General features: G+C 66.5%; 23 protein-coding genes. 17 read left to right on the forward strand and 6 right to left on the reverse strand.

Features of this window, described 5'->3' with window-relative positions; translation table 11 throughout:
* The first annotated feature begins 30 nt into the window (after nt 1-30).
* The 5 genes from QRM95_RS00575 (at nt 31) to hrpB (ending at nt 5,336) form a co-directional block, all read left to right on the forward strand.
* Nucleotides 31-969, forward strand: a complete 939-nt coding sequence (locus tag QRM95_RS00575) for a 5'-3' exonuclease (protein ID WP_285245991.1) — start codon at nt 31-33, stop codon at nt 967-969.
* A 210-nt stretch (nt 970-1,179) separates the two neighbouring features.
* Nucleotides 1,180-1,695 (forward strand): flavin reductase family protein, encoded by a 516-nt coding sequence (locus QRM95_RS00580; protein ID WP_285245992.1) that lies wholly within the window; start codon nt 1,180-1,182, stop codon nt 1,693-1,695.
* Between the two features lie 132 nt (nt 1,696-1,827).
* Nucleotides 1,828-2,121 (forward strand): hypothetical protein, encoded by a 294-nt coding sequence (locus QRM95_RS00585; protein ID WP_285245993.1) that lies wholly within the window; start codon nt 1,828-1,830, stop codon nt 2,119-2,121.
* Nucleotides 2,111-2,692, forward strand: coding sequence for a hypothetical protein (locus tag QRM95_RS00590; protein WP_285245994.1), 582 nt, complete (start codon nt 2,111-2,113; stop codon nt 2,690-2,692). The genes QRM95_RS00585 and QRM95_RS00590 overlap by 11 nt, the downstream gene beginning before the upstream one ends.
* Nucleotides 2,693-2,735: 43 nt before the next feature.
* Nucleotides 2,736-5,336, forward strand: coding sequence for an ATP-dependent helicase HrpB (gene hrpB / locus QRM95_RS00595; RefSeq protein ID WP_285245995.1), 2,601 nt, complete (start codon nt 2,736-2,738; stop codon nt 5,334-5,336).
* Between the two features lie 56 nt (nt 5,337-5,392).
* Here hrpB and QRM95_RS00600 read toward each other — a convergent pair whose 3' ends face one another.
* Nucleotides 5,393-6,070, reverse strand: coding sequence for an alpha/beta hydrolase family protein (locus tag QRM95_RS00600; protein ID WP_285245996.1), 678 nt, complete (start codon nt 6,068-6,070; stop codon nt 5,393-5,395).
* Nucleotides 6,071-6,138: 68 nt separating this feature from the next.
* Here QRM95_RS00600 and ligD point away from each other — a divergent pair, with 68 nt between their 5' ends.
* Nucleotides 6,139-7,176, forward strand: coding sequence for a non-homologous end-joining DNA ligase (ligD, locus tag QRM95_RS00605; RefSeq protein ID WP_285245997.1), 1,038 nt, complete (start codon nt 6,139-6,141; stop codon nt 7,174-7,176).
* Between the two features lie 105 nt (nt 7,177-7,281).
* On the opposite strand, the gene QRM95_RS00610 is transcribed toward ligD, so the two are convergent.
* Entirely contained in the window at nt 7,282-7,902 is a 621-nt protein-coding gene (locus QRM95_RS00610) for an L-threonylcarbamoyladenylate synthase (protein WP_285245998.1), read from the reverse strand.
* 172 nt (nt 7,903-8,074) lie between these two features.
* Here QRM95_RS00610 and QRM95_RS00615 point away from each other — a divergent pair, with 172 nt between their 5' ends.
* The 5 genes from QRM95_RS00615 (at nt 8,075) to QRM95_RS00635 (ending at nt 11,668) form a co-directional block, all read left to right on the forward strand.
* Entirely contained in the window at nt 8,075-8,506 is a 432-nt protein-coding gene (locus tag QRM95_RS00615) for a VOC family protein (RefSeq protein ID WP_285245999.1), read from the forward strand.
* 134 nt (nt 8,507-8,640) lie between these two features.
* The gene (locus QRM95_RS00620; RefSeq protein ID WP_502934920.1) at nt 8,641-9,315 is read left to right on the forward strand and encodes a hypothetical protein; all 675 of its coding nucleotides are present in this window, start codon (nt 8,641-8,643) and stop codon (nt 9,313-9,315) included.
* Nucleotides 9,316-9,568: 253 nt separating this feature from the next.
* Nucleotides 9,569-10,822, forward strand: coding sequence for an inorganic phosphate transporter (locus QRM95_RS00625; protein WP_285246001.1), 1,254 nt, complete (start codon nt 9,569-9,571; stop codon nt 10,820-10,822).
* Complete coding sequence (locus QRM95_RS00630) at nt 10,819-11,040, forward strand: hypothetical protein (protein WP_285246002.1); 222 nt, start codon at nt 10,819-10,821, stop codon at nt 11,038-11,040. The genes QRM95_RS00625 and QRM95_RS00630 overlap by 4 nt, the downstream gene beginning before the upstream one ends.
* A gap of 61 nt (nt 11,041-11,101) precedes the next feature.
* Nucleotides 11,102-11,668 (forward strand): dihydrofolate reductase family protein, encoded by a 567-nt coding sequence (locus tag QRM95_RS00635; protein ID WP_285246003.1) that lies wholly within the window; start codon nt 11,102-11,104, stop codon nt 11,666-11,668.
* A 1-nt stretch (nt 11,669) separates the two neighbouring features.
* Here QRM95_RS00635 and QRM95_RS00640 read toward each other — a convergent pair whose 3' ends face one another.
* Complete coding sequence (locus QRM95_RS00640) at nt 11,670-12,134, reverse strand: hotdog fold thioesterase (RefSeq protein WP_285246004.1); 465 nt, start codon at nt 12,132-12,134, stop codon at nt 11,670-11,672.
* Between the two features lie 217 nt (nt 12,135-12,351).
* On the opposite strand from QRM95_RS00640, the gene polA reads away from it, so the two are divergent.
* The 3 genes from polA to rpsA all read left to right on the forward strand — a co-directional run bounded on the left by polA (nt 12,352) and on the right by rpsA (nt 18,077).
* A complete protein-coding gene (polA, locus tag QRM95_RS00645) occupies nt 12,352-14,994 on the forward strand; it encodes a DNA polymerase I (protein WP_502934921.1) in 2,643 nt (880 codons plus the stop codon).
* Between the two features lie 76 nt (nt 14,995-15,070).
* Nucleotides 15,071-16,369 (forward strand): GNAT family N-acetyltransferase, encoded by a 1,299-nt coding sequence (locus QRM95_RS00650; RefSeq protein WP_285246006.1) that lies wholly within the window; start codon nt 15,071-15,073, stop codon nt 16,367-16,369.
* Nucleotides 16,370-16,601: 232 nt separating this feature from the next.
* Nucleotides 16,602-18,077, forward strand: a complete 1,476-nt coding sequence (gene rpsA / locus QRM95_RS00655; RefSeq protein ID WP_018761235.1) for a 30S ribosomal protein S1 — start codon at nt 16,602-16,604, stop codon at nt 18,075-18,077.
* 120 nt (nt 18,078-18,197) lie between these two features.
* On the opposite strand, the gene QRM95_RS00660 is transcribed toward rpsA, so the two are convergent.
* Complete coding sequence (locus tag QRM95_RS00660; RefSeq protein ID WP_285246007.1) at nt 18,198-18,698, reverse strand: GNAT family N-acetyltransferase; 501 nt, start codon at nt 18,696-18,698, stop codon at nt 18,198-18,200.
* Nucleotides 18,682-19,371, reverse strand: a complete 690-nt coding sequence (locus QRM95_RS00665) for an IMPACT family protein (RefSeq protein WP_285246008.1) — start codon at nt 19,369-19,371, stop codon at nt 18,682-18,684. The genes QRM95_RS00660 and QRM95_RS00665 overlap by 17 nt, the downstream gene beginning before the upstream one ends.
* A gap of 105 nt (nt 19,372-19,476) precedes the next feature.
* Here QRM95_RS00665 and coaE point away from each other — a divergent pair, with 105 nt between their 5' ends.
* Nucleotides 19,477-20,691 carry a dephospho-CoA kinase gene (coaE, locus tag QRM95_RS00670; RefSeq protein WP_285246009.1) on the forward strand — a complete coding sequence of 405 codons (1,215 nt, stop codon included), beginning with the start codon at nt 19,477-19,479 and terminating at the stop codon, nt 20,689-20,691.
* Between the two features lie 80 nt (nt 20,692-20,771).
* Nucleotides 20,772-22,871, forward strand: a complete 2,100-nt coding sequence (uvrB, locus tag QRM95_RS00675) for an excinuclease ABC subunit UvrB (RefSeq protein WP_285246010.1) — start codon at nt 20,772-20,774, stop codon at nt 22,869-22,871.
* 84 nt (nt 22,872-22,955) lie between these two features.
* Here the strand turns inward: uvrB and QRM95_RS00680 are convergent, their stop codons facing one another.
* Nucleotides 22,956-24,275 (reverse strand): ABC transporter substrate-binding protein, encoded by a 1,320-nt coding sequence (locus tag QRM95_RS00680; protein ID WP_285246011.1) that lies wholly within the window; start codon nt 24,273-24,275, stop codon nt 22,956-22,958.
* A gap of 293 nt (nt 24,276-24,568) precedes the next feature.
* On the opposite strand from QRM95_RS00680, the gene QRM95_RS00685 reads away from it, so the two are divergent.
* Nucleotides 24,569-25,597, forward strand: coding sequence for a TerC family protein (locus tag QRM95_RS00685; RefSeq protein ID WP_285246012.1), 1,029 nt, complete (start codon nt 24,569-24,571; stop codon nt 25,595-25,597).
* Nucleotides 25,598-25,636: the final 39 nt, after the last annotated feature.

The raw sequence follows: 25,636 nt of genomic DNA on the forward strand, positions 1-25,636 counted from the left end.
GCAGGCGGGAAATCCGTGTCAGGATCAGGTATGCCCCAGCGCCTGATGCTGCTTGACACTGCTTCCCTGTACTTTCGTGCCTTCTACGGCCTTCCGGACAGCATCCGGCGGCCGGACGGCACGCCGGTAAATGCCGTCCGCGGCCTGTTGGACATGATCGCGCGGCTCACTACCGACTACCAGGCCACCCACCTGGTGGCGTGCTGGGACAACGACTGGCGGCCGCAGTGGCGGGTGGACCTGATCCCCACGTACAAGGCACACCGCGTGGCGAGGGCGGTACCGGGCGGAACCGACATCGAGGTGGTCCCCGAGGGCCTCGAGGCCCAATTGCCCATGATCCGCCGGACCCTTGAGCTCGCCGGCATTGCCATCGTGGGGGCCGCAGACCATGAGGCCGACGACGTCGTGGGCACCTACGCCAGCCACGCCGCGTTCCCGGTGGACGTGGTCACGGGAGATCGGGACTTGTTCCAGGTATGCGACGACGAACGCGGCGTCCGGGTGATCTACACCGCGCGCGGCATGAAGAACCTCGAGGTGGTCACGGAGGAAACCGTCGTGGCCAAATACAAGGTCCTGCCGCAGCAGTACGCCGATTACGCCACCCTGCGCGGGGACGCCTCAGACGGACTGCCTGGCGTTGCCGGGATCGGTGAGAAGACGGCATCGTCCCTGCTCCTGAAGTACGGCACCCTGGAACGATTGCTGGCAGCAGCGGATGAGCCCGGCGGCGGGGTATCCGGCCCGGTCCGGGCCAGGCTGGAAGCTGCCGCCGAATACCTGGAAGCCGCCCCCGCCGTCGTGCGCCTGGTCCGCGATCTGGAGCTGCCCACCCTGGACGAGGCGGGTGCCCGGCTGCGGCCCGTGACCGGCGGCCAGCGGGCTGGGCTCGAGCAGGCGGCCGCCGACTGGAACCTCGGCGGCTCGGTCCGCCGGCTGCTGGCCGCACTGGACCAGCGCGCCTGACCGACATCGCCGGCAGTGGCCGCCTGATCCGGGATGACTGTTTGTTGCGTAAAACCAGGTCACGCTGGACGGCCCGGAGCGAGGCTTCGATGACGCAGGGTGTCCGGCCGTGACATTTCGTTGCGGTACGCGTCGGCTCATTTCATGCGGTTTGAACGCGCAATCCGCTGATGGTTTGGTGAGGTAACGATCCAAACGAGAGGCCACATTATGACCGCCACATCAGATCTCGCTCCCCGCCGGCTTCGGGACATTTTTGGAACTTTTGCCAGCGGATTGACGGTAATTACGAGCTCTACGCCACAGGGGCCGGCAGGCTTCACCTGCCAGTCGTTCGCGTCGCTGTCCCTGGAACCGGCGCTCGTCACGTTCAGCCCGGCGCGTACGTCCACCACCTGGCCCGTGCTGCGCAATGCGGGCACCTTCGCCATCAACATCCTCCCGGCTGAACACCAGCACCTCGCGGGTCAGTTCGCCCGCTCGGGGGCGGACAAATTCGCCGGCGTCAGCCACACCTCGTCGCCCCTGGGCAATCCGGTCCTGGATGACGCCCTGGCATGGCTCGACTGCGAACTGCACGCGGAATACGACGGCGGCGACCACACCATCGTGGTGGCGGCGGTACGGCACCTGGATGCCCGGGTGGACGCTGAGCCGCTGTTGTTCTTCAAGGGACGCTACGCGGGGATCTCGCCGGCGGAGCGCCTGCTCGAAGCTGCAGGCTGACCGGCACCGGTTTTTCGGCCGGCCCACCGTCCCGCCCTTTACCCTCCGGGCTCTTGAATCAGTCCCGCCAAGTAGTAAGCTTGCTGAGCAATACCAGTAAGCGTGCTGACTAAATGGGATGGAGCAGGAGCCATGGGCGTTATCTCAGGAACGGCCCTGTCAATGATGTTGACCGTCGGCGGCGTGGCGATGGCAGCCGAAGGGGGTCCGGGAGCCGGGCAACATTACGTTGCAGGACACGTGCTCCTCGGGATGGGGATCGGTTTATTCCTCACCACCTGGATCCGCACCGCTGTCCGCCATATCCTGGTGCGGTCGACTTTCGGTTCGCGGAGGACGCCGGCAGCCCAGGAGCCCGCCACCGTTACCGTGCTGCCCCTGCGCGCACCCTCCGTCGTCCCGCTCCGTGGCCGGCATGCGGCCTGAAGCCGGACGCGACACGGACAATGACCGTGTAACAGCGCCCGGCACCCGCGGCAGCCTGCGGCGCCGCGGAACCCGTGCCCTGATCCTCGTGTGCATTGCCGTCGCAGCCTCACTGGTTGCCGGCGCCGCTGCCGTTGGCCCCGGGCGCACCGACCAGGGCCTGCTGCGGGGCTTCCAGGTTCGGGTGCTGGGCATCAGCCAAGCGGCGGCCGAAAACAGGATGGACGGCGCCTTGTCAGCGATTGCGGCACTGGAGAAGGACCTGGGCGAGGCGGCAGCGGACGGGCGGCTTTCACCCGAGCGGTACAACGGGATCGAAAGCGCACTGGCCTCGGTCCGGGCAGACATCGCAGCGCACGTGGCGGCAGTTGCGCCCGCCGAGGCACCACAGGCTGATCCGGCCGGCGGCGGCCTGTCCGGGGCACCGGGTGACACTGTAAGCGCTCCGGCTGAACCGGCCGTGGCCGCCGTGGCGCCGGAACCGGTGCCCGCCGCCGACCCACCGGGCGCGGGGCGTTCAAACACGGCGAAGGAAGCCAAGGGCAAGGCCAAAGGCCCAGGCAAGCCCTGACCGGGCGCCACGGAACCTGTCCCGGTCAAGGGAGAATAGATGGATGATTCCTCCTGGCGGCCACCCCGATGACGGCTTTGACCTCCGTGCCATCGGCGCCGGGCTTGCCTTCGGGGCCTCAGTTCCCCGGCTGCGGCAGGCACTGGAAACCGGCCCCGATGCTGCCGCAGTGGTGCGGGCCCCGCCGGGAACCGGAAAGACCACCCTCGTGCCGCCCCTGCTGGCCAACCTCGCAGGCCGGTCGGGCCGCGTCGTCGTCACCCAGCCGCGGCGCGTCGCGGCACGCGCAGCAGCCCGGCGGCTCTCGGAGCTGGACGGCAGCCCGGCTGCCGGGCGGGTGGGGTACACGGTCCGCGGTGAACGCCGGGCAGGCCCGGACACCCGGATTGAGTTCGTTACCCCCGGCATCCTCCTGCGACGCCTCCTGGCGGACCCGGGCCTGGACGGGACGGCCGCCGTCGTTTTGGACGAGGTGCATGAACGCGGCCTCGAAACTGACCTCCTCGTCGGGATGCTCGCCGAGGTCCGCGAGCTTCGCGGGGACCTTGCCGTCGTCGCCATGTCAGCCACCCTCGACGCACCCCGGTTCGCTGCGCTGCTGGGCACATCCGGCCGCCCGGTCCCCGTGGTGGACTGCCCGGCGGTGCATTACCCGCTCGAGGTGCAGTGGCTGCCGGCACAAGCGCCGCGCCTTGACGCCGGGGGAGTGACACGCGCCTTCCTTGACGAAGTGGCCGCCACGGCTGCGGAGGCCCACGCTGCGGCAGACAGCTCCGTGGACGCCCTGGTCTTCGTTCCGGGAGCCCGGGAGGTCTCGCACGTGGCCGCGGCCCTGCGCGGCAGGCTGGGCAGCAGCGTGGATGTCCTGGAACTGCACGGGCAAATTGGTGCGGCCGAACAGGACCGGGCGGTGTCCGGACGGCACCCCGGGGACGGCCCACGGATCGTCGTCTCCACGGACCTTGCCGAATCGTCACTGACCGTGCCCGGAGTGCGGTTGGTCATCGATTCCGGCCTGGCCCGGGAGCCCAGGCGCGATGCGGGCCGCGGAATGAGCGGGCTTGTGACCGTTTCCTGTTCCCGGGCATCCGCTGAGCAACGAGCAGGACGCGCCGCCCGGCAGGGCCCGGGCACAGTGGTCCGCTGTTACAGCCAGCAGGCCTACGGTGCCGCGCCGGCGCACGTCACGCCGGAGATCAACGTGGCGGACCTGACCAGCGCGGCGTTGACCCTGGCCTGCTGGGGATCGCCCGGCGGGGAGGGCCTGCCCCTGCCGGACGCGCCGCCCCGCCAGGCCATGGGTGAGGCCGTCGAGGTCCTGCGGGAGCTCGGCGCCATAACCGACGACGGCCACGTAACGGCCGAGGGCCGGCGCCTCGCGGCCATACCCGCCGACCCCCGGCTCGCCCGGGCGTTGCTTGAAGGTGCCGCGTCCGCCGGGACCCGGCTGGCTGCCGAGGTGGTGGCTGCACTCTCCGGGGACCACCGCGCGCCCGGAGCCGACCTGCCCCGGCTCCTGTCCCAGCTGCGGGCAGATCCGGGGCCTGCCGGCCGGCGCTGGGCGGATGAAACCAAGCGCCTTGCGTCCCTGGCCCGCCGGCAGCCGGACCGCCATGCCACGGTTCCCCCGTCGTTGCCCGGCCCGGGCGAAGCTGTGGGTGCCGTCGTCGCCCTCGCCTATCCCGACCGCGTGGCACGCCGCGTCCCCGGCAGCGAGGGGTCCGGGCAGTACCTGTTCACGTCCGGCACCCGGGCGGGGCTCCCCGGAGGCAGTACCCTCTCGGGCCACGAATGGCTCGCCGTGGCCGACGTTTCACGGGCCGGCGGGCGGGATGCGGCCGGAACCGGTGCCGTCATCCGCGCCGCAGCGCCCCTGTCCGCCACCATGGCCGAAACTGCGGCCGCGCACCTGCTGGCTGAAACCGTGGACACGCGTTTCAGCGGAGGGCGGCTGACGGCCCGCAAGACCAAGCGGCTGGGGGCGGTCGTGCTTGCCTCGACACCGGTGCGTCCCACGGCCGCCCAAGGCAGGGCCGCTGTGGCAGACGCTTTCCAGTCGGGCGGGCTGGCAGCGCTTTCCTGGCCGACGGCGGCGGCCTCCTTCCGGAGCCGGCTCGCCTTCCTGCACCGCCAGGTAGGGGAGCCGTGGCCCGATGTCTCGGATACTGCCCTCCAGGGCCGGCTGGAAGAGTGGCTGGGAACCGGGTTGGAAGCCCTCGCAGCGGGGGCGCCGCTGGATTCCCTTGACCTGGCCGGTGCGCTGCGCGGGCTCCTTCCCTGGCCCGAGGCAGCCAGGCTTGACGAACTCGCTCCGGAATCGCTTGAAGTGCCCAGTGGTTCGCGGATCCGGATCGAATATCCGGAGCCGGGTGACGACGGCGCAGCGCCGGTGGTGGCAGTGAAACTCCAGGAATGCTTCGGGCTGGCTGAATCACCGAGGCTGGCCGGCGGCCGGGTGCCGGTGCTCTTCCACCTGCTGTCCCCGGCACGCCGCCCCCTGGCCGTCACGGACGACCTGACCTCTTTCTGGTCCGGCCCGTACGCCCAGGTGCGCACCGAAATGCGCGGCCGCTACCCTAAGCACCCCTGGCCGGAGGATCCCTGGTCAGCCCTGGCGACCGCACGCGCCAAGCCACGCACATAGGGCCGGTCAGGAGCGGCGCACAGCGGCCGCGGCCTACGTGGGCGCCGGTTGGCGTCCTAGGTGTGCGCGGCGATGAACTCCGCCACGGGAAGCGCCAGCGATGCACCCACCTGATCGGCGGGACGCTTGTTTCCCGCCACGGCAAAGGAGTGGTCACCGCCCTCCACCCACTGCAAGACCGCGTTGGAGCCGATCCGGGCCACGACGTCCGTCAAAATGTGGGGCGTGGCAAACGTGTCGCGCGTTCCCTGCAGGAACAGCATCGGCACGGTGATCCCGTACATGTGCTCATCCCGGAGTTTCTCCGGCTTGCCGGGGGCATGCAGCGGGTAGCCGAGGTACACCAGGCCTTGGGCTTCCATGCCCTCGGCCACGGCCATTGATGCCATCCTGCCGCCGAACGACTTGCCCGCCGCCCAGACGGGGCCGCTGTCGCCGTGGGCCTCCGCCCGGGCACGTGCTGTGTCCATGGCGGCCCGCCAGGCGGCGATGGCAGCCGGTGGGCGGTCGGGGAATTTACGCCCTGCCTCCCGGTACGGAAAATTGAAGCGCAGGGTGGCCAGGCCCAGCCCGTTCAGGGCGTCCGCGAATCCGTGCAGGAAGGGGTGGTCCATCCCAGCTCCTGCGCCGTGCGCCACCACCACTGTTGCGGTGGGGCTTTCCGGGCGCTTGTAAATGGCCGAAAACGTGGCGTCACCTGCAGCGATGACGAGCGGGTGGTCTTGGTGGTGCATGGGTCCATCATGCCTGAGGGCAGCCGCATATGCCGGTGTGTGCCGGCGGCCGGGTGTACGTTGTCCCCATGGCGAGCGAACAGACCACCATCACTGTCAAAGGTCCCAACGGCGAGCGCGACATGCGCATCTCCAGCCCCAGCCGCGTCCTCTGGCCGGACCTGGGCCTGACCAAGCTGGACCTCGCCAGGTATATCTGCGAGGTGGGGGAGGCATTCATTGCCGCCAACGGGGACCGGCCCGTGTCCCTCCAGCGGTACTCGGACAACATCGACGGCGAGATGTTCTTCTCCAAAAACCCGCCAAAAGGCACGCCGGACTTCGTCCGGTCCGTCAAGGTGGTGTACCCCAGCGCCAGGTCCCATCCCCAACTGGTCCTTGACGAACCGGCAGCTGCCGTCTGGGCCGTCCAGATGAACACCGTGGTCTTCCACCCCTGGCCGTCCCGGGCGGAAAACACCGACAACCCGGACCAGCTTCGCATCGACCTCGACCCGCAGCCCGGAACAGATTTCGGCGACGCCGTCCCCGCCGCCCTGGTCCTCAAGGACGTCCTTGCAGAGGCGGGCCTCACAGGCTTCGTCAAGACCTCCGGAAACCGCGGCCTGCACGTTTACGCTCCCATCGAACCAACCCGCGAGTTCCTTGATGTCCGGCACGCCGTCATCGCCGCTGCCCGGGAGGTGGAGCGCCGGATCCCGGACAAGGTGACCACGGCCTGGTGGAAGGAAGAACGCGGCCGCCGGGTGTTCCTGGACTTCAACCAGGCCAACCGGGACCGCACCATCGCCGGCGCCTACAGCCCGAGGGCACTCCCGCACGCCCCCGTGTCCTGTCCCATCACCTGGGCGGAACTGGAAAACGCGGATCCAAAGAACTTCACCATCCTGACGGTTCCGGAACGCTTGAAGTCGGTGGGAGACCCCTGGGCTGACTTCAACGCCGCGCCCGGCACCATCGACACGCTCCTGGAATGGTGGGACCGGGACTGCACGGACGGCCTCGGGGAGATGCCCTTCCCTCCGGACTACCCCAAGATGCCGGGCGAACCGCCCAGGGTGCAGCCCAGCCGGGCAAAAAAGCCGACCGACGCCAGCAACGACTGACCCGGCCCGCCACAACAGGGCACGCTGGCACGGACGCACCGGCCGTCGTCGGAAATTACGACGGCGGCGCAGCCAAAGTGACCTGGGACCGCAGGTGCGTCGAGGCTATTCGAAACGGGACGGGTCGCCCATGCCGCGCCGGACAACCTCAGCCACACCGCTGGAGAAATCGACCACTGTGGTGGGTTCAGCACCGCAGTCTCCGGCGTCGATCACCGCGTCCACCTGGTGGTCCAGCCGCTCCTTGATTTCCCAACCCACGGTCAGCGGTTCGTCCTCATCCGGCAGCAGGAGCGTGCTCGAGAGCAACGGCTCACCGAGCTCGGCGAGCAATGCCTGGACCACCCGGTTGTCCGGAATGCGCACCCCCACTGTTTTCTTCTTCGGGTGGAGCAGGCGCTTCGGAACCTCCTTGGTGGCAGGAAGGATGAACGTGTAACTGCCCGGAGTGACGGCCTTGATGCTGCGGAAGACATCGTTTCCGATGTTCACGAACTGTCCCAGCTGGGCGAAGTCCCGGCACACGAGGGTGAAATGGTGTTTGTCATCCAGGTGGCGGATGCTTCGGATCCGGTCCAGGGCATCCTTGTTGCCCATCTGGGTTCCCAAGGCATAGCAGGAGTCCGTGGGGTAGGCGATCAGGCCGCCGTCGCGAATGATTTTGACTGCCTGCGCAATGGCGCGCGGCTGGGGGTCGTGCGGGTGAACATCAAAGAATCTGGCCATCACCCGAGCCTACGTTCCCGGGGCCGCACGGCACCATCACCCGGATACGATGGCGCAGCCTTTTTGGCCGCGCAAACACGGGATGAACAGGGGAGACATCCCCTACCGGGCCGGCGCGGGATCGGGCAGGATGGTGTGTGCACCGTTCCGGCCATGTGAAGGAGAACCCGCAATGCCCACCATCCTCAACCCCTACCTGAGCTTCCGGGACAACGCCCGTGAGGCAATGAACTTCTACCAGTCCGTCTTTGGCGGCGAACTGACACTGAGCACATTCGCCGACTTCCAGGCCAGCGACGATCCTGCCGAAGCCGAGAAGATCATGCACGGCATGCTCACCACCACGCAGGGGCTGGTCCTCATGGGCGCCGATACCCCCAACAGCATGGAATACCACCCGGGTTCATCGATCTCGGTTTCCCTGAGCGGCGACGACGAAGGGGAGCTCCGGGGCTACTACGAAAAGCTCAGCGGTGAGGGCGGCGCGGTCACTGTCCCCATGGAAAAAGCACCGTGGGGCGACGTCTTCGGCATGTGCGTCGACCGCTTCGGCACGTCCTGGCTGGTCAACGTCAACGGCGCGCAAGCCACGCAGGTTCCCTGACCGCTACGCCCGGGCCAAGGTGGCCGGGGAACGGCTGCTCACTGCAGTTCCCCGCCGCGGCCCGGGCGAATCCACCCCGCCCGCTCCTTGAGGCGGACCCTTCGTCCTGCGAGGATGGAGGGGTGAGTTCCCTCATGGAATTTCTTTCCGATAAATGGTGGCTGGTCTTCCCGCTGATGGCGTTCGCCGGCCGCTGGGCCGGCGGCTGGCGGCGTGCCGCAGAACGGCGCCACCAGCGCCGGGTTGAACTGTACAACCTGAAGAACCAGGCACGTGAAGCGGAGATGGCCTCCCTGGCTGAGGTGCAGGCCCTGATGGCTGCCCACGACGCCACCAACAAACGGTGGCTCGACTACGAACTCGATGTTGGCAAGCTCATCGACTTTCCGCTCATGACCGACGTCCGTGAGCCGCTCACGGTCGCCTTCCTGCGGGCCAAGCGGGAAGCAGACGGCAAGCGGCCGGCATCTGCCGCGGACCTGACTTCAGTGACCGGACTCGAGTCGTACCGGCAGGCCGTCAACAACTTTGCGGTGGCCCTCGACGTCGCGGAACGGGAAGCCAAGCGGATCAGGGACAGCAGGTTCAGCGGTCCCGAGCGCGAACGGCTGGCTACAGCACGGAAACTCCTGAAGATCGCGGAAAACCAGGCCGCCACCCCCGCCGAACGCCAGGCCGCCTACAAACGGGCCCGCCGCGAACTGGACGGCCTGATTGTCCTGCCCGATGTAACCGTCGCCGCGATCGAAGAGAAGATCGCGCCGGAACTGGATGCGCCGCCCCGTACCGCGCAGTTCCACCAGGGCTGAAGCCGCGGCAGGGCACCGCCCCGGTCCCGGCCGCGATGGCCTGGAAACGGGGCGGACCGGCGCCGGCGGCCACCCGCTGGCTGTACCGGCCACTGTTTTGTCCTCCTGCCGGGGACGCGTACGATCGATAAGGTTTCCCGCCGGTCCGGCCCCCACCGCAAGTCATTCCACGCAAACAGCTGGTGAACTATGCTGTGCAAGGCAGCCTGGTAGGAGAAACTGCTGAACGTCGACTCTGCAGATTGGGCAACAGGTGGATATCACCTTCATGGTGGCGCTGGTCATAGCACTGGCACTATTTTTCGACTTCACGAACGGCTTCCACGACACCGCGAACGCCATGGCCACACCCATCGCAACGGGCGCCATCAAGCCGCGGACAGCGGTGGCCCTGGCGGCCGTGCTGAACCTTGTGGGCGCCTTCCTGTCCACCGAAGTGGCCAAGACGGTGTCGGGTGGAATCATCCGCGAAGGATCAGGTGGCGTGCAGATCACCCCCGAGATCATCTTCGCCGGCCTGATGGGGGCCGTCCTGTGGAACATGGTCACCTGGCTCAAGGGGCTGCCCTCCAGCTCATCGCACGCACTCTTCGGCGGCCTGATCGGCGCCGCCGTGGTCGGTGCAGGATTCAGTTCCGTCAACTTCGAGAGCCTGCTCCAGAAGGTCATCCTCCCGGCTGTCTTCGCCCCGGTCATCGCCGGCCTCGCAGCCTACGTCTGCACCCGGCTTGCCTACGCGCTCACCGCCCGCCACGATCCCGAGACCGGCAGCAAGCTCACCCAGAAGCGCGGCGGTTTCCGCACCGGCCAGATCTTCACCTCCAGCCTGGTGGCCCTTGCCCACGGCACCAATGATGCCCAGAAGACCATGGGCATCATCACCCTGGTGCTGATCGCCGCGGGCAGCCAGGCCCCCGGTTCGGGCCCGCAGCTCTGGGTGATCACGGCTTGCGCCCTGGCCATTGCGATCGGTACCTACGCCGGCGGCTGGCGCATTATCCGCACCATGGGCTCCGGCCTGACGGAGGTCAAGCCCGCGCAGGGCTTCGCCGCCGAGACCAGCACCGCCTCCGCGATCCTTGCCTCCTCCCACCTTGGCTTCGCCCTGTCCACCACCCAGGTGGCGTCCGGATCGGTCATCGGCTCCGGCATGGGACGCCGCGGAACCACCGTCCGCTGGAACATGGTGGGCAAGATCGCCCTCGGCTGGCTCTTCACCCTGCCGGCAGCGGGAATTGTCGGCGCCCTGACCGCACTGCTGGTCACGACCGGCCCGGTGGGCGTGCTGATCGCCGCCGTGGCAGGCAGCGCCGCGGTGCTGTTCATGTTCTTCTACTCGCGCAAGTCCTCCGTAGGCCACCAAAACGCTGTCGAGGTCGAGGAAGCCGGCCAGGCGGTCCGCTTCGCCAAGAAAAAGGCCATGGCACGTGCCCGGGCCAAAGCGAAGGAACAGGCCAAGGCCGACGCTGACGCCGCTGCCAACACCCCGAAGGAGAATCAGCGATGAAGTGGTTGGAACTCCTGACCGTCGCAGGCACCACGCTCATTTCCGCCGCACTGGTGGTTACGCTCTACTCGCTCGGCGTCAGGTTTACGGCAATCGCCGCCGACGCCCAGCAACCCTCCCCGGGGATCAAGCGCTCGGTGGCCTACCTGTGCTTCTCCCTGTGTGGCCTGGCCGTGCTCTTCGGGCTGTACCTGATCATCCCCTACTTCACCAAGTAGCGGGTTCCTCCGGCTGGACCCGACCATGGGCAGCACGGCCGGGGTTGGCTAGGCTGGGCCCATGCCGCGCATCCAGTACTTCGTAGCCGCCTCCCTGGACGGATTCATCGCCACCCCCACGGACGACCTCGGCTGGCTCCTGCAGTTCGACGGCTTCGAGGGCGGGGCGGAAAGCTACGACGCTTTCATGGCCGGGGTGGGGTGCATCGTCATGGGCGGGGAGACGTACGCCTGGCTGCAGGAGCACGACGCCGGCACCTGGCCATACGCGGGGACTCCGGCGTATGTTTTCACGCACCACGAGTACCCGGTCCCCGACGGCGCCGACGTCACGTTCGTCCGCGGCGACGTGGCCGAATTCATCGCTGACTTCCGGGATGCAGCGCAAGGGCGGAATATCTGGGTGGTGGGCGGCGGAAACCTGGCCGCCCAGTTTGCGGACGCCGGGCTGCTGGATGAGATCATCCTCTCCCTGATCCCGGTAGTGCTGGGGGAGGGAAAGCGGCTGCTGCCACTCAAGGGGCCAACGGCGCCACTTGAACTGGCTGCCTCCCGCACCCTCGGCAGGGGGATCGTTGAGTTGCGCTACCTGCTGGCCGCGGGAACAACAAGGCCGGGTGCTGCCTGATTCAGCCGGCGTTGTCCCGGAGCATGTTGGTGATCCGGGCAGATGACAGCCGCCGCCCCCGGGCGTCGGTCATGACCACCTCGTGGGTGGTCAGTGTGCGGCCCAAATGGATCGCGGTGCACGTACCCGTAACCAGTCCCTGCGCAATCGAACGGTGATGCGTGGCGTTGACCTCGATGCCGACAGCGTGCCGGCCCGGGCCCGCGTGCATCCCGGCGGCGAACGAACCAAGGGTTTCCGCCAGCACCACGTGGGCGCCGCCGTGGAGGATTCCCGCGACCTGCGTGTTGCCCTCCACCGGCATGGTGGCGACTGTCCGTTCCGGGCTCATCTCCAGGAAATGGATCCCCATTTTGACCACCAGGGCGCCGACGCCGAACGCGCCCAGCCAGTCGTGCATGTGGTCGGGGATTCCGGCCGCTGCCAGCTCTTCGGCGAAGGGACCCGGCGTGAAATTGTCTGTCATGGCAACTAGGCTGGCACCTGTGAGTGAAACAACCAAACCGGCCCCTTTCCCTTCCCAGGTCCTGGAGGTTGAGCCCTCGGCGCAGCCTGCTTCCACCCCCCAGGACCCGGGAGCCAGTGACGCTTCCCCCGCTGCCGGCGGGTCGGTTTCCGCCACCGTTGCCCCCGTCGTCCCCATCACCGGCCAGCCGCGCCTCCTGGTGCTTGACGGGCACTCCATGGCTTTCCGGGCTTTCTTCGCCCTTCCGGCGGACAAATTTTCCACCGCCAACGGCCAGCACACCAACGCCATCCACGGGTTTACGTCCATGCTGATCAACCTGATCAAGGAACAGCAGCCCACGCACATCGCCGTCGCTTTCGACGTCTCGGACGAATCCACGCATCGCAAGGCCGAGTACAGCGAGTACAAGGGTGGCCGGAACGAGACCCCCCGCGAGATGAGCGGGCAGATCGACCTCATCGGGCAGGTGATGGAGGCCTGGGGAATCAAGACCATCAAGATGCCCGGTTACGAGGCCGACGACATCCTCGCCACCCTTGCGGCCATGGGGGAGAAGGCCGGCTTCGAGGTCCTCCTCGTTTCCGGCGACCGGGACGCCTTCCAGCTGATCACGGACAACGTCTTTGTCCTCTATCCCAAGAAGGGCGTCAGCGACATCCCCCGGATGGACGCCGCAGCCATCGAAGCGAAGTACTTCGTGAGCCCGTCCCGCTACTCCGACCTCGCCGCCCTGGTGGGCGAGACGGCGGATAACCTGCCCGGCGTGCCCGGTGTTGGGCCCAAGACGGCGGCCAAGTGGATCAACCTTTACGGCGGCCTCGAAGGGGTACTGGAACACATCGACTCCATCGGCGGCAAGGTAGGTGACGCCCTGCGCGGGAACGTGGACGCCGTCAAGCGCAACCGCAGGCTGAACCAGCTCCACACCGACCTCGACCTGCCGGTCACGCTCGATGACCTCTACCAGCCGCGGCCGGACCAGGCCGTCCTCGAAGACCTCTTCGACCAGCTCGAGTTCAAGGCCATCCGCGGCCGCCTCTTCGCCCTCTACGGCGACGCCGACACCCCGGCAGCGGAACGGGACAGCATCGACACCCCGGAGTACAGCGCCCCCGCGGGTGCCTCTGAGCTCGCCGCCTTCCTGGCTGCGGGAGCCGGCCAGCGCTCCGCCCTCGCCGTAGACCTCGTGCCCGGACGGATCGGCGAGGATGCCGCGGCGCTGGCGATCGTCCGTGGCGACGCCGCCGTCTACGTCGACCTCACCGGCCTGGACGCGGAGACAGAGAACGTCCTCGCAGGGTGGCTCCGGGACCCGGAGGCGCCCAAGGTGATGCACGGCTTCAAAGCCGCGCTGAAGGCACTCTCTGCCCGCGGCCTGGAGCTGGAAGGCGTGGTGGACGACACCTCCATTTCCGGCTACCTGATCGAGCCGGACCGGCGCACCTACGAGCTCGCCGAACTGGCCCAGCACCACCTCAACGTGGGAATCCCCGCTGCCACGGCCAAGGCCGGGCAACTGGAATTGTCGTTCGATGGCGAGGACACCGCCGCCGCGGACGCCTTGGTCCAGGCCGGCGCCGTCGTGCTCGCCCTCAGCCGCTTCTTTGAGGATGAACTCAAGGAGCGCAAGGCCGAGGACCTGCTGTCCACCCTTGAGCTGCCGGTGGGCCGCGTCCTCGCGGACATGGAACTCGCCGGCATCGCGATCGACATGGACAAAATGGACGAACAGCTCGCCGATTTGGCGCGGGTGATCGACCAGGCCCAGGAACAGGCGTTTGCCGCCATCGGGCACGAGGTCAACCTGGGCTCGCCCAAGCAGCTCCAGACGGTACTGTTCGACGAGCTGCAGCTGCCCAAAACCAAGAAGATCAAGTCCGGCTACACCACGGACGCCGCATCGTTGAAGAACCTGCTGGAGAAGACCGGCCACGAGTTCCTGGTCCAGCTCATGGCCCACCGCGAGGCCGCCAAGCTGCGCCAAATGCTCGAGTCGCTGAAGAAGTCGGTGGCCGAGGACGGCCGCATCCACACCACCTACGCCCAGAACGTCGCGGCCACCGGCCGGATCTCCTCGAACAACCCCAACCTGCAGAACATCCCCATCCGCAGCGAGGAGGGCCGCCGCGTCCGCGGCATCTTCGTGGTCAGCGACGGCTACGAATGCCTGCTCTCCGCCGACTACTCCCAGATCGAAATGCGCATCATGGCTCACCTGTCCGGCGACCAAGGGCTGATCCAGGCCTACAAGGACGGTGAGGACCTGCACCGGTTCGTCGGCTCGAACATCTTCCACGTGCCCACGGACCAGGTCACCAGCGCCATGCGGTCCAAGGTAAAGGCCATGTCCTACGGACTGGCCTACGGCCTGACCTCCTTCGGCCTGTCCAAGCAGCTGGAGATATCGGTCGACGAAGCCCGCACCCTCATGAAGGACTACTTCGACCGATTCGGCGCCGTCCGGGACTACCTGCGGGGCGTGGTGGACCAGGCCCGGGTGGATGGTTATACAGCCACTATCGAAGGCCGTCGCCGCTACCTCCCGGATCTCACCAGCACCGACCGCCAGCTGCGCGAAAATGCCGAGCGCATTGCCCTGAACAGCCCCATCCAGGGCTCCGCCGCGGATATCATCAAGCGCGCCATGCTCGGTGTGCATGACGAGCTCAAGGCGCAGGGGTTGAAGTCCAGGATGCTGCTCCAGGTCCACGACGAACTTGTCCTTGAGGTGGCCACGGGGGAGCGGGCCGCCGTGGAAAAGCTGGTGACCGAGCAGATGGCCGCCGCCGCCGACCTCAGCGTGCCCCTGGAAGTGCAGATCGGGGTCGGTCCCAGCTGGTACGACGCCGGCCACTAGGCTTCCTGCCGGCCCAGCACGCCGCCGGCGTGTTTGTGCTGGTCAAGCGCCGGATTCATTGGCTAGGCTCGGGTAAATGGGTGATCTGAGCGGAAACTATGAAATCCGGCGCTTTCCCGCCGTGTCCAAAGGCAACGAAGGGTACGCGGAGGCCGAAACCTGGGCCAAGGCCGTCGGGTTCGGTTTCCACGACTCCACCCGCACCCCTGAACACCGGGAGCGGTCCCTTGCCACCTATGAGGTCGATGGCCGGATCTTCACCGGGGCATACCAGACCGGTCCCGTGGCTCCTTCCTCGCTGCCTGCCGAGGTGCCCGTTGCCACGTTCGGGACCTTCCGCAAGACCCTGAACATTGGCTTCGGCCGCATGCTGGAAACACAGATGGTCACGGCCGTGACCGTCCGCACATCGCACCGCAGGCGCGGCCTCCTGCGCCGCATGATGACCGAAGACCTCCAGGCCGCCAAGGACGACGGCATCGCCATGGCAGCGCTGACGGCCTCGGAGGGAAGCATCTACGGCAGGTTCGGCTACGGCGTGGCAAGCCTCGAGCGCACCGTCAAAGTCGACACCACGGGCCGGTTCACCCTGCGGCACACGGCCACCGGCGCCGTGGAAGTGGCGGACCCCAAAACCCTGCTGGAAGTGGCTCCCGCCGTGTTCGAACGCGTCCACCGGCACACGCCCGGGTCCCTCGGCCGGCAGGAATGGTACCGGCACCTGGCCTCAGGGTCGCTGGGACGGGACGGCAAGGAAGATCCCGCCATCAAAGTGGCGCTGCACTACGGCCCGGACGCAACCATTGACGGCTACGTCTCCTATAAGTTCCTTGGCTGGGACACCACCCCCTACACGGTGGAGGTGGTGGACCTTGTGGCCGCCACCGACCATGCCTACCTCGAACTCTGGCAGTATCTGGCGGCCATCGACCTCGTGGAAAGGGTCACCTGGAACGAGGCGCCCGTGGATGATCCCCTTGCCTGGGCCCTGGCTGACCCGCGCTGCATCGACGCCTCGGACAGCCGCGACATGCTCTGGCTCAGGATCCTCGACGTTCCACAGGCCCTCGCTGCGCGGCACTACCCGGCCGATGGCCGGCTGGTCCTCAAAGTCGACGATCCGCTCGGCCTCACGCCGGGGATTTTTGCGCTGACCGTGGAGGGCGGCCAGGCCGGCGTCGGACGCCTCCCCGAAGGCACCGCCGCCGATCTCGAGCTGGGGGTCTCCGCGCTGTCCTCGATCTTCCTCGGTGGTGTGTGCCCGGTGACCCTGAAAGCTGCCGGCGCCATCGGCGAGCCACGGCCGGGCGCCGCCCTCAAGGCGCGGCAGATGTTTGCGGTGGAACGGGCGACGCACTGCCTGACCCACTTCTGAGTCCCCGCCATGGTCCCCGGCCGCTTTGACCCGCGTTGCCGGCACCGACTAGAATAAACGGGCGTGTACCACGTGCACGTCCTTACGGTCCCAGGCCGCATTGAAAGTAATCCACAAAATCAGGATGACCCGGAGGATCCGTCGGATTCACCGTGAATCGCGCCTGCGTTCCATAACGCGGGCGCGCCGGTTTGCCTGACCGACTAACTATCCACAACGGAGCCCCTACTACATGACCATCACCTCCACCGAGAAGCCCGGTACCCCCGTAGTCGCGATTAACGACATCGGTACCGCTGAGGACTTCCTCGCAGCAGTCGACGCCACCATCAAGTACTTCAACGACGGAGACCTCGTCGAAGGTACCGTCGTCAAGGTCGACCGCGATGAAGTCCTGCTCGACATCGGTTACAAGACCGAAGGTGTCATCCCCTCCCGCGAGCTGTCCATCAAGCACGACGTTGATCCCGGAGACGTCGTCTCCGTTGGCGATCAGGTCGAAGCCCTGGTGCTCACCAAGGAAGACAAAGAAGGCCGCCTGATCCTCTCCAAGAAGCGCGCTCAGTACGAGCGTGCCTGGGGCGACATCGAGAAGGTCAAGGAAGAAGACGGTGTCGTCACCGGTACCGTCATCGAGGTCGTCAAGGGTGGTCTTATCCTCGACATCGGCCTGCGCGGCTTCCTGCCCGCATCCCTGGTCGAAATGCGCCGCGTGCGCGACCTGGCTCCGTACATCGGTCAGCAGATCGAAGCCAAGATCATCGAGCTGGACAAGAACCGCAACAACGTTGTGCTGTCCCGCCGTGCATGGCTTGAGCAGACCCAGTCCGAGGTCCGCTCCACCTTCCTCAACAAGCTGGAAAAGGGCCAGGTCCGTCCCGGCGTCGTTTCCTCCATCGTCAACTTTGGTGCCTTCGTGGACCTGGGCGGCGTCGACGGCCTGGTTCACGTTTCCGAGCTGTCCTGGAAGCACATCGACCACCCGTCCGAGGTTGTCGAGGTTGGCCAGGAAGTCACCGTCGAGGTCCTCGAGGTCGACCTGGACCGCGAGCGCGTCTCCCTGTCGCTCAAGGCTACGCAGGAAGATCCGTGGCAGACCTTCGCCCGCACCCACGCCCTCGGCCAGGTTGTTCCGGGTAAGGTCACCAAGCTGGTTCCGTTCGGTGCGTTCGTCCGCGTCGAAGACGGCATCGAAGGCCTGGTCCACATCTCCGAGCTCGCCGTGCGCCACGTTGAGCTGGCCGAGCAGGTTGTCTCCGTTGGCGACGAACTGTTCGTCAAGGTCATCGACATCGACCTCGAGCGCCGCCGCATCTCGCTGTCCCTCAAGCAGGCCAACGAGGGCGTCGACGCCGACAGCACCGAATTCGATCCCGCCCTGTACGGTATGGCCGCAGAGTACGACGAAGAGGGCAACTACAAGTACCCCGAGGGCTTCGACCCCGAGTCCAACGAATGGCTCGAGGGCTACGAGAACCAGCGCGCCGCCTGGGAGCAGCAGTACGCTGACGCCCAGACCCGTTGGGAAGCACACAAGAAGCAGGTTGCCCAGCACGCTGCCGACGACGCTGCAGCTGCAACGTCCGGTGACAGCGATTCCGGCGCTACCAGCTACTCCTCCGAGCCTGCTGCCACCGACACCGGTGCCGGCACCCTGGCTTCGGACGAGGCACTTGCTGCTCTCCGCGAGAAGCTGACCGGCAACTAATTGCCACCGGTGCCGGGTTCATCCCGGCACCAACGCGAACAGGCCCCCTGCCTCTGGCAGGGGGCCTGTTTTCGTTGCAGCGGGTCCAGGGCGCTGCTGCGGCGACAGCGCCTCGCGCCCTCACAGGGCGACGACGGCGTGGACCGTTCCGTCGTCGTCGGGCGTCAGCACGGCGCCTGCTGCCTCGAGGAGCCGCTGGGCTTTGAGGTTACCGGCCAGAGTGCGGGCAGTGACGCGTTGCAGGCCCGCCATGCGTGCCTCCTTGCGGACCAGCGCCAGGGCGGCGCTGGCGATCCCGCGGGAGCGAAAGCTGCGGCCCAACCAGATGCCGGTTTCGGCCGAAAGCACATCCGCGTGGGTTTCCCGTTTGAGCCGGACGGAACCGGCTACGTCACCGCCGCTGAACACGGCCCAGGACTTTTCCGCCGCCGGTCCGTCAAGGCCGGCGGCTGCGGCGTGGTGGTAGCTGAAGAACCAGGCGGTACGCTCAAGGTTCCAGCCGGGGCCGCCGAGCGGGGGAGCCACTTCATCAGGGGAGGCATCACGTTTGGCCAGTTCGAGCAGCTGGTCCGCGACAGCCCGGTCCACATCCACGATGGTGACCTCAGGCAAGGCGTTCATCCACCCACTCCGTTCCCTCGGGTGTCAGCGCAGCGGATCCTGCGGTCAGCTGCTGGATCCGTTCAGTTGCTGCCGCAATGGCATCGGCCTGGTCGGGTACGGCGATGCGCAGCACCGTGAGGCGGTCCTGATAGGTCGTCTCCGCCATTACCAGGCCGGCGGCGCGCAGGTCGTTTTCCAGCCGGCCGGCCCCGGCATGCGGCACCGCCGTCCAGCAGATCCGCAGCCTGCTGCGCAGGATCAGGGGTGCAAGTTCCAGTGCCGCGGAGACAGATTCCGAGTAGGCGCGGACCAGGCCGCCCGCGCCCAGCAGTACCCCGCCGAAATAGCGCACGACGACGGCACTGACGTCGCTGAGGTCGGCCACCCCGGGTGCCGTTTCCCTTTTCACCAGCGCTTCGAGCATGGGGATCCCTGCGGTGCCTGCGGGCTCGCCGTCGTCGCTGGAGCGCTGGATGCTGCGGTCCGGGCCGATGACGAATGCGGAGCAGTGGTGCCGGGCATCGTGGAACTCGCGGCGAAGCCCGGCAGCCAGTTCGCGGGCGTCCTCCTCCGTTCCGGCCCTGCGGAGGACGGTGATGAACCTGGACCGCTTGATCTCCAGCTCATGCCGGAGATCCTGGCCGGCCGCCACCGTGGTGTAGGTCGTGGTCCTGCTGTCTTGCGCTTGCACCCGCCCCAGTCTAGCGGCGGCGGGAACCGGCGCCCTCGGGGTCTCGGTGGAGACTCCATGACGCCACTGACGCCGCCGTCGCACGCGATTCAGTAGGGTGGGAGGGTGTTGAAAATCGGCTTGACGGGCGGAATCGCCTCAGGAAAATCGGTGGTGGCGGCCCGGCTGAAGGAGCGCGGCGCGATCCTTGTGGATGCGGATGCACTGGCCCGCGAGGTGGTGGAGCCCGGGACCCAAGGCCTGGAACAGATTGCTGCCGAGTTCGGCGCGGACATGCTCGACGGCGACGGGCGGCTTGACCGCGCGCGCCTCGGCGAAGCGGTGTTTGGCCAGCCGGAGCGCCTTGCGGCACTGAACGCCATCGTTCACCCCCTGGTACGTGCCCGCGCGGCCGAGCTGACGGCAGCTGCCCCGGATGACGCAGTCGTGGTCCAGGACATTCCCCTGCTGGTCGAGACCGGGCAGGGGAGCAGCTTCCATCTCGTCGTGGTGGTGGACGCTCCCGATGACGTCCGGCTGCAGCGAATGCAGGCGCTGCGGGGGATGACCCTGGAAGCGGCGCGATCACGGATGGCCGCCCAGGCCACCCGCGAGCAACGCCTGGCAGCCGCCGACGTCGTCTTGGACAACTCCGGCACCGTGCAGCAACTCCTGGACCAGGTGGACCGGCTCTGGGAACAGCGGTTGCAGCCTTACGCCCGCAACCTCGCCGCCGGGACCCGGGCACCGCGTACCGGCGGGCCGGTCCTTGCCCCGCACAGCCGCGACTGGTCCCGGCAGGCCGCGCTGATCGCGGCGCGGCTGAGGGCGGCCGCCCCTGACGCCATCCTGGCGGTGGACCACATCGGCTCCACCGCCGTCCCCGGCCTGGCTGCCAAGGACGTCATCGACCTGCAGGTTGCCGTGCCTGACCTGGACGCGGCAAGCGCGATCGCGCCGCTCCTGTCCGCTGCCGGATACCCGGCGGTGCGGGGGATCGAATCGGACACGCCGAAGCCCGGCACGCCGGATCCCGCGTCATGGCTTAAGCGATTCCACGCCAACGCGGACCCGGGCCGGGCGGTGAACGTGCATGTGCGGCCGGCCGGCTCGGCCGGCTGGCGTTATGCGCTGATGTTCCGGGACTGGCTGCGCAACGATCCTTCCGCCCTTGCGATCTACCAGGCGCACAAGGCGGACCTCGCCCACCGCTTCTCCGGCTCCGCCGGAACCGGGCCCTACGCTGAGGCGAAGGAACCGTGGTTCACCGACGTTGCCTGGCCGCTGATGTCCGCATGGGCCGAGGCAGCCGGGTGGGCGCCGCCGTCGTACGCGTCCTGAACTGCCGCCACGTCCCGGCGCTTGTTCGCCCGTAACGGATTGGACCCGTCACTGTCGGTGCCCGGCTGTAAATTAGATTCATGAGCCTTGCGCAGGAGATCAACCGTGTTGTAGCGCCCTTTGAAGTCATCAGCGAATTCAAGCCCGCGGGTGACCAGCCGGCCGCCATCGCGGAGCTGACCGAACGCATCAACAACGGCGAGAAGGACGTTGTGCTGCTCGGTGCCACCGGCACCGGCAAAAGCGCCACCACGGCATGGCTCATTGAGCAGGTGCAGCGGCCAACCCTTGTGATGGTCCAGAACAAGACCCTTGCCGCCCAGCTCGCCAACGAATTCCGCGAACTGTTGCCCAACAACGCGGTGGAGTACTTCGTCTCCTACTACGACTACTACCAGCCCGAAGCCTACGTGGCGCAGACGGACACCTTCATCGAGAAGGATTCCTCCATTAACGAGGAAGTGGAACGGCTCCGGCACTCCGCCACCAACGCGCTGCTGACCCGCCGCGACGTGATCGTGGTGGCCACCGTTTCCTGCATCTACGGCCTGGGAACCCCGGAGGAATACATTTCCGGGATGGTCACCCTGCGCAAGGGCGCCGAGATGAACCGGGACGACCTCCTGCGCAAGTTTGTTTCCATGCAGTACGCGCGCAACGACGTCGACTTCCACCGCGGCACCTTCCGGGTCCGGGGGGACACCGTGGAAATCATCCCGATGTACGAGGAACTGGCCATCCGGATCGAGTTCTTCGGCGACGAAATCGAGAACATCCACACCCTCCACCCGCTGACCGGTGAGGTCATCCGCGACGAGGAAGAGATGTACGTCTTCCCGGCATCGCACTATGTGGCCGGGCCCGAGCGGATGGCGCGGGCCATCAAGCGGATCGAGGATGAACTCGCGGACCGGCTGAAGGTGCTGGAAAGCCAAAACAAGCTCGTCGAAGCCCAGCGGCTTCGGATGCGGACCACGTACGACCTCGAAATGATGCAGCAGATGGGATTCTGCAACGGCATCGAGAACTACTCCGCGCACATTGACGGCCGCGGACCCGGGACCGCGCCGCACTGCCTCCTGGACTACTTCCCGGACGACTTCCTGCTGGTGGTGGACGAGTCCCATGTGACCATTCCGCAGATCGGCGCCATGTACGAGGGCGACATGTCCCGAAAGCGGAACCTCGTGGACTTCGGCTTCCGCCTTCCGTCCGCCATGGACAACCGGCCGCTGAAATGGGACGAGTTCCTCCAGCGGGTGGGCCAGACCGTCTACCTTTCGGCCACCCCGGGCAAGTACGAACTTGGCAAGGCGGACGGCTTCGTCCAGCAGATTATCCGTCCCACCGGGTTGGTGGATCCTGAAGTGGTGGTCAAGCCCACCAAGGGACAGATCGATGACCTCCTCGGTGAGATCAAGACCCGGGTGGAGAAGGACGAACGCGTCCTGGTGACCACGCTGACCAAACGCATGGCGGAGGACCTCACCGACTACCTGCTCGGTCACGGCGTGAAGGTGGAGTACCTGCACTCGGACGTCGACACCCTGCGCCGCGTGGAGCTCCTGCGCGAGCTGCGGATGGGTTCCTTCGACGTCCTGGTGGGCATCAACCTCCTCCGGGAGGGCCTCGACCTGCCCGAAGTGTCCCTGGTCAGCATCCTGGATGCGGACAAGGAAGGCTTCCTGCGCTCGTCCACGTCACTGATCCAGACCATCGGCCGCGCAGCCCGCAACGTCTCGGGCCAGGTGCACATGTACGCGGACCGGATCACCGACTCCATGGCCCTCGCCATCGACGAAACCAACCGCCGCCGCGCCATCCAGGTGGCCTACAACAAAGACCATGGCGTCGATCCCCAGCCGCTGCGCAAGAAGATCGCCGACATCACGGACCAGTTGGCCAAGGAAGATGCCGACACCGAGGAACTGCTCAAGAACAATCGGCTCGCCAAGGGCGCCAAGCGCGCCAAATCCGGGGCCAAGGGCGCGGCCCAGGTCCGCGCGGATGGCTTGGCCGCGGCTCCGGCCGAGGATTTGGTGGGACTGATCGAGCAGCTCACCGAACAGATGCACGGGGCCGCCGCCGAACTGCAGTTCGAAGTGGCGGCGCGGATCCGGGACGAGGTCAGCGAACTGAAGAAAGAACTGCGCCAGATGCAGGCCGCCGGCCACGCCTAGCCGGCCTCCTGCCAGCTGCCCACAGAACGGCGGGCACCTCCGTGGGGAGATGCCCGCCGTCGTTAACCTTGCGGTGCCTGGGTGCTACTTCCTGGCGGAGTCGATCATTCCCTTTGCTTCGTCCATCAGGCCCTTGGCTGCGTCAGCAGGGGACTTCCGGTCGAACAGGACGTCCGTGCAGTACCGCTGGATCAGCGCCTGAACTCCGGAGGAGCCGGTTGGGGGCACCGGCGGGCCGCTTTGCAGGTCAGGCTTGATGTCTTTCAGGAACGCAGCCGCGGACTTGTCCGCCGGAGTCAGCAGCGGGTCGATGGCCGTCTGGACTTCTGAATTCGTGGGGAAGCCGCGCTCGGTCAGGATGGTCTTTGCCGAGTCCAGGTTGTTGAGCATGTAGTTGACCACCTCTGCAGCTTCCTTGGGATGCTTGCTGCGCGATGACACGGACCAGAACATGGATGGTTTGTAGGACATTCCATTGTCCTTCGCGCTGCCTGTGGAACTGGGTGCGCGCAGGATCTTGACGTCGGTCTTCAGCGCCGACTGAAGCGCGTTGACCTGGTTGGTCCACCACCACGACATCGCAGTCTTGCCGGTGGCAAAGAGCGTCTGTTCCACCGGAGCGCTGATGTCCTCGGTGGCAATGTTGGCCGGCGGGGCAGCCCCGGCGTTACGCATGTCCAGCAGGTTCTGGAAGAAGGATGTGGCGGTGCTTTCCTTGAAGCCGAGGCCGCCGTCCGCCGAGTAGAGGGATTCGCCGTGCTGCATCGCCCACGTGTTCAGGTCGGAGTCCGTCAGCGAGTAGGAGCTGCCGTAGTTGGTTTGGCCCGCCTTGGCAGCAGCCTTTGCGATCTGGGCGGCGGTCTTGGTGTAGTCAGTCCAAGTCCAGGTCTTGTCGTCCGGGATGGGCACACCGTAGTCCTGGAACATCTTGGCGTTGATCATGACGGCCTTGGCGTTCTGCCCTGTGCTGAGGCCAAACTGCTTGCCGCTGACCTGGCCTGAGTTAAGGGCATCCTGGTCAATCTTGGAGGTGTCGATATTGCTTTGCTTGGACAAGTCCAGGAGGGCGCCCCGGCCGCCATACTCAGCGATGTAGGCCTGGTCCATCTGGATCACGTCGGGGGAATCATTGGCGGCCGTGGTGGTGGCCAGTTTGTCCCAGTAGCTGCTCCACACCCCGGGCTCGGCCTGGATCTTGATGTTGGGGTGGGAGGCCTGGAATGCGTCGATCACCTGTTGGGTTTCTTTGTTGCGAAGGTCGTTGCCCCACCACGTGAAGCGAACCGTGACGTTCCCGCCGCTGTCGCCGGATGAGGAGGGAGAACAGCCGGTGGCAAGCAAGGCAAGGGTGGCCGCAGCTGCGAGCGACTTGACCATCGTGCTGGTGCGAAGCGAAGTCTTCATTGACCGTGACTTTCTGGAGGGGTCTAACAGATGGGGCGAGAAACCGCTTTCTCACTGGATGTGATTATGACAGCAGCGCTTGCCGGGGGTCAATGGTTCCGGGAAACCGTTATCCAACGGCGCTGCTGGGGTAGAGTTGGAGGCACGTAGGGGAGTATCCCAAGCGCTACGATCGTCAACACGCAGGGCATGGTTGCCCCGCCGGGCGTAGCGGGCCGCCGCTTCAGCACCAAGTGCACTGGCAGGCCGGAGAGACTTACACCATTTTGTGTACCCTGCGAAAGGCCGTCCCTGTGCTCGACTTGCCCGTATGGTTCGAGGTTGGCTCATTTGTCATCCTTGGCCTGATCCTCCTGACCGACCTCCTCCTGGTGGTCCGCCGGCCCCATGAACCCTCCATGAAGGAAGCCGGCCTGTGGGTTGCCTTCTATGTCGCATTGGCCATGGCCTTCGCCGGAGCGATGTTCGCCTTTACCGGCCCCGAATTCGGCAGCCAGTTCGTCGCCGGCTGGGTCACGGAATACAGCCTGAGCATCGACAACCTGTTCGTCTTCATCATCATCATGGCCAGGTTCTCTGTGCCGCGGAAATACCAGCAGGAAGTGCTGATGGTGGGGATCATCATCGCGCTCATCCTGCGCGGCATCTTCATCCTGCTCGGCGCTATCGTCATTGAACAGTTCAGCTGGGTGTTCTACATCTTCGGCGCGTTCCTGCTGTGGACGGCCTGGAAGCAGGCCCAGGACGAGGGCGAAGAGGAAGAGGACCGCGAGAACCCCCTGATCGCCAGGATCCGGAAAGTCATCCCCATGTCGGAGAAGTTCGACGGCGGCAAACTGCGGACCACCGTGAACGGCAAGAAGGTGTTCACCCCGATGGTGATCGTCTTCATCACCATCGGCCTCACGGACCTGCTGTTCGCCGTGGACTCAATTCCCGCGATCTTCGGCCTCACGCAAAGCCCCTTCATTGTCTTCACCGCCAACCTGTTCGCCCTGATGGGGTTGCGCCAGCTGTACTTCCTCCTCGGCGGCCTGATGAACCGGCTGATCTACCTCAAGCACGCCCTCTCCTTCATCCTGGCGTTCATCGGCGTCAAGCTCGTCCTGCACGCGATGCACGTCAACGAACTGCCCTTCATCAACGGCGGACACCACATCGAGTGGGCACCCGAGATTCCCACATTCGTGTCCTTGGCAGTCATCGTGGGCACCATCATCGTTGCTGTCGTGGCCAGCCTGCTGAGCTCTAAGGCCAAGGCCTCAGCGATCGATCCGCGGCTCGAGGAAGACGCCCGGAAGAGCCACAGCGACGTCGACTAGGTCTGCCGCTTCTCTGCAACTGGTAATCCCGGCCTGGCC

It is taken from the genome of Pseudarthrobacter sp. efr-133-R2A-89 (assembly GCF_030209315.1).
Taxonomy (GTDB): Bacteria; Actinomycetota; Actinomycetes; order Actinomycetales; family Micrococcaceae; genus Arthrobacter.

Excerpts from the sequence above, each read along its gene's own strand:
- QRM95_RS00575 (WP_285245991.1), top strand. The coding sequence starts at position 31 with ATGCCCCAGCGCCTGATGCTGCTTGACACTGCTTCCCTGTACTTTCGT.
- QRM95_RS00580 (WP_285245992.1), top strand. The coding sequence starts at position 1,180 with ATGACCGCCACATCAGATCTCGCTCCCCGCCGGCTTCGGGACATTTTT.
- QRM95_RS00585 (WP_285245993.1), top strand. The coding sequence starts at position 1,828 with ATGGGCGTTATCTCAGGAACGGCCCTGTCAATGATGTTGACCGTCGGC.
- QRM95_RS00590 (WP_285245994.1), top strand. The coding sequence starts at position 2,111 with ATGCGGCCTGAAGCCGGACGCGACACGGACAATGACCGTGTAACAGCG.
- hrpB (WP_285245995.1), top strand. The coding sequence starts at position 2,736 with ATGATTCCTCCTGGCGGCCACCCCGATGACGGCTTTGACCTCCGTGCC.
- QRM95_RS00600 (WP_285245996.1), bottom strand. The coding sequence starts at position 6,070 with ATGCACCACCAAGACCACCCGCTCGTCATCGCTGCAGGTGACGCCACG.
- ligD (WP_285245997.1), top strand. The coding sequence starts at position 6,139 with ATGGCGAGCGAACAGACCACCATCACTGTCAAAGGTCCCAACGGCGAG.
- QRM95_RS00610 (WP_285245998.1), bottom strand. The coding sequence starts at position 7,902 with ATGGCCAGATTCTTTGATGTTCACCCGCACGACCCCCAGCCGCGCGCC.
- QRM95_RS00615 (WP_285245999.1), top strand. The coding sequence starts at position 8,075 with ATGCCCACCATCCTCAACCCCTACCTGAGCTTCCGGGACAACGCCCGT.
- QRM95_RS00620 (WP_502934920.1), top strand. The coding sequence starts at position 8,641 with ATGGAATTTCTTTCCGATAAATGGTGGCTGGTCTTCCCGCTGATGGCG.
- QRM95_RS00630 (WP_285246002.1), top strand. The coding sequence starts at position 10,819 with ATGAAGTGGTTGGAACTCCTGACCGTCGCAGGCACCACGCTCATTTCC.
- QRM95_RS00635 (WP_285246003.1), top strand. The coding sequence starts at position 11,102 with ATGCCGCGCATCCAGTACTTCGTAGCCGCCTCCCTGGACGGATTCATC.
- QRM95_RS00640 (WP_285246004.1), bottom strand. The coding sequence starts at position 12,134 with ATGACAGACAATTTCACGCCGGGTCCCTTCGCCGAAGAGCTGGCAGCG.
- polA (WP_502934921.1), top strand. The coding sequence starts at position 12,352 with ATGGCTTTCCGGGCTTTCTTCGCCCTTCCGGCGGACAAATTTTCCACC.
- QRM95_RS00650 (WP_285246006.1), top strand. The coding sequence starts at position 15,071 with ATGGGTGATCTGAGCGGAAACTATGAAATCCGGCGCTTTCCCGCCGTG.
- rpsA (WP_018761235.1), top strand. The coding sequence starts at position 16,602 with ATGACCATCACCTCCACCGAGAAGCCCGGTACCCCCGTAGTCGCGATT.
- QRM95_RS00660 (WP_285246007.1), bottom strand. The coding sequence starts at position 18,698 with ATGAACGCCTTGCCTGAGGTCACCATCGTGGATGTGGACCGGGCTGTC.
- uvrB (WP_285246010.1), top strand. The coding sequence starts at position 20,772 with ATGAGCCTTGCGCAGGAGATCAACCGTGTTGTAGCGCCCTTTGAAGTC.
- QRM95_RS00680 (WP_285246011.1), bottom strand. The coding sequence starts at position 24,275 with ATGAAGACTTCGCTTCGCACCAGCACGATGGTCAAGTCGCTCGCAGCT.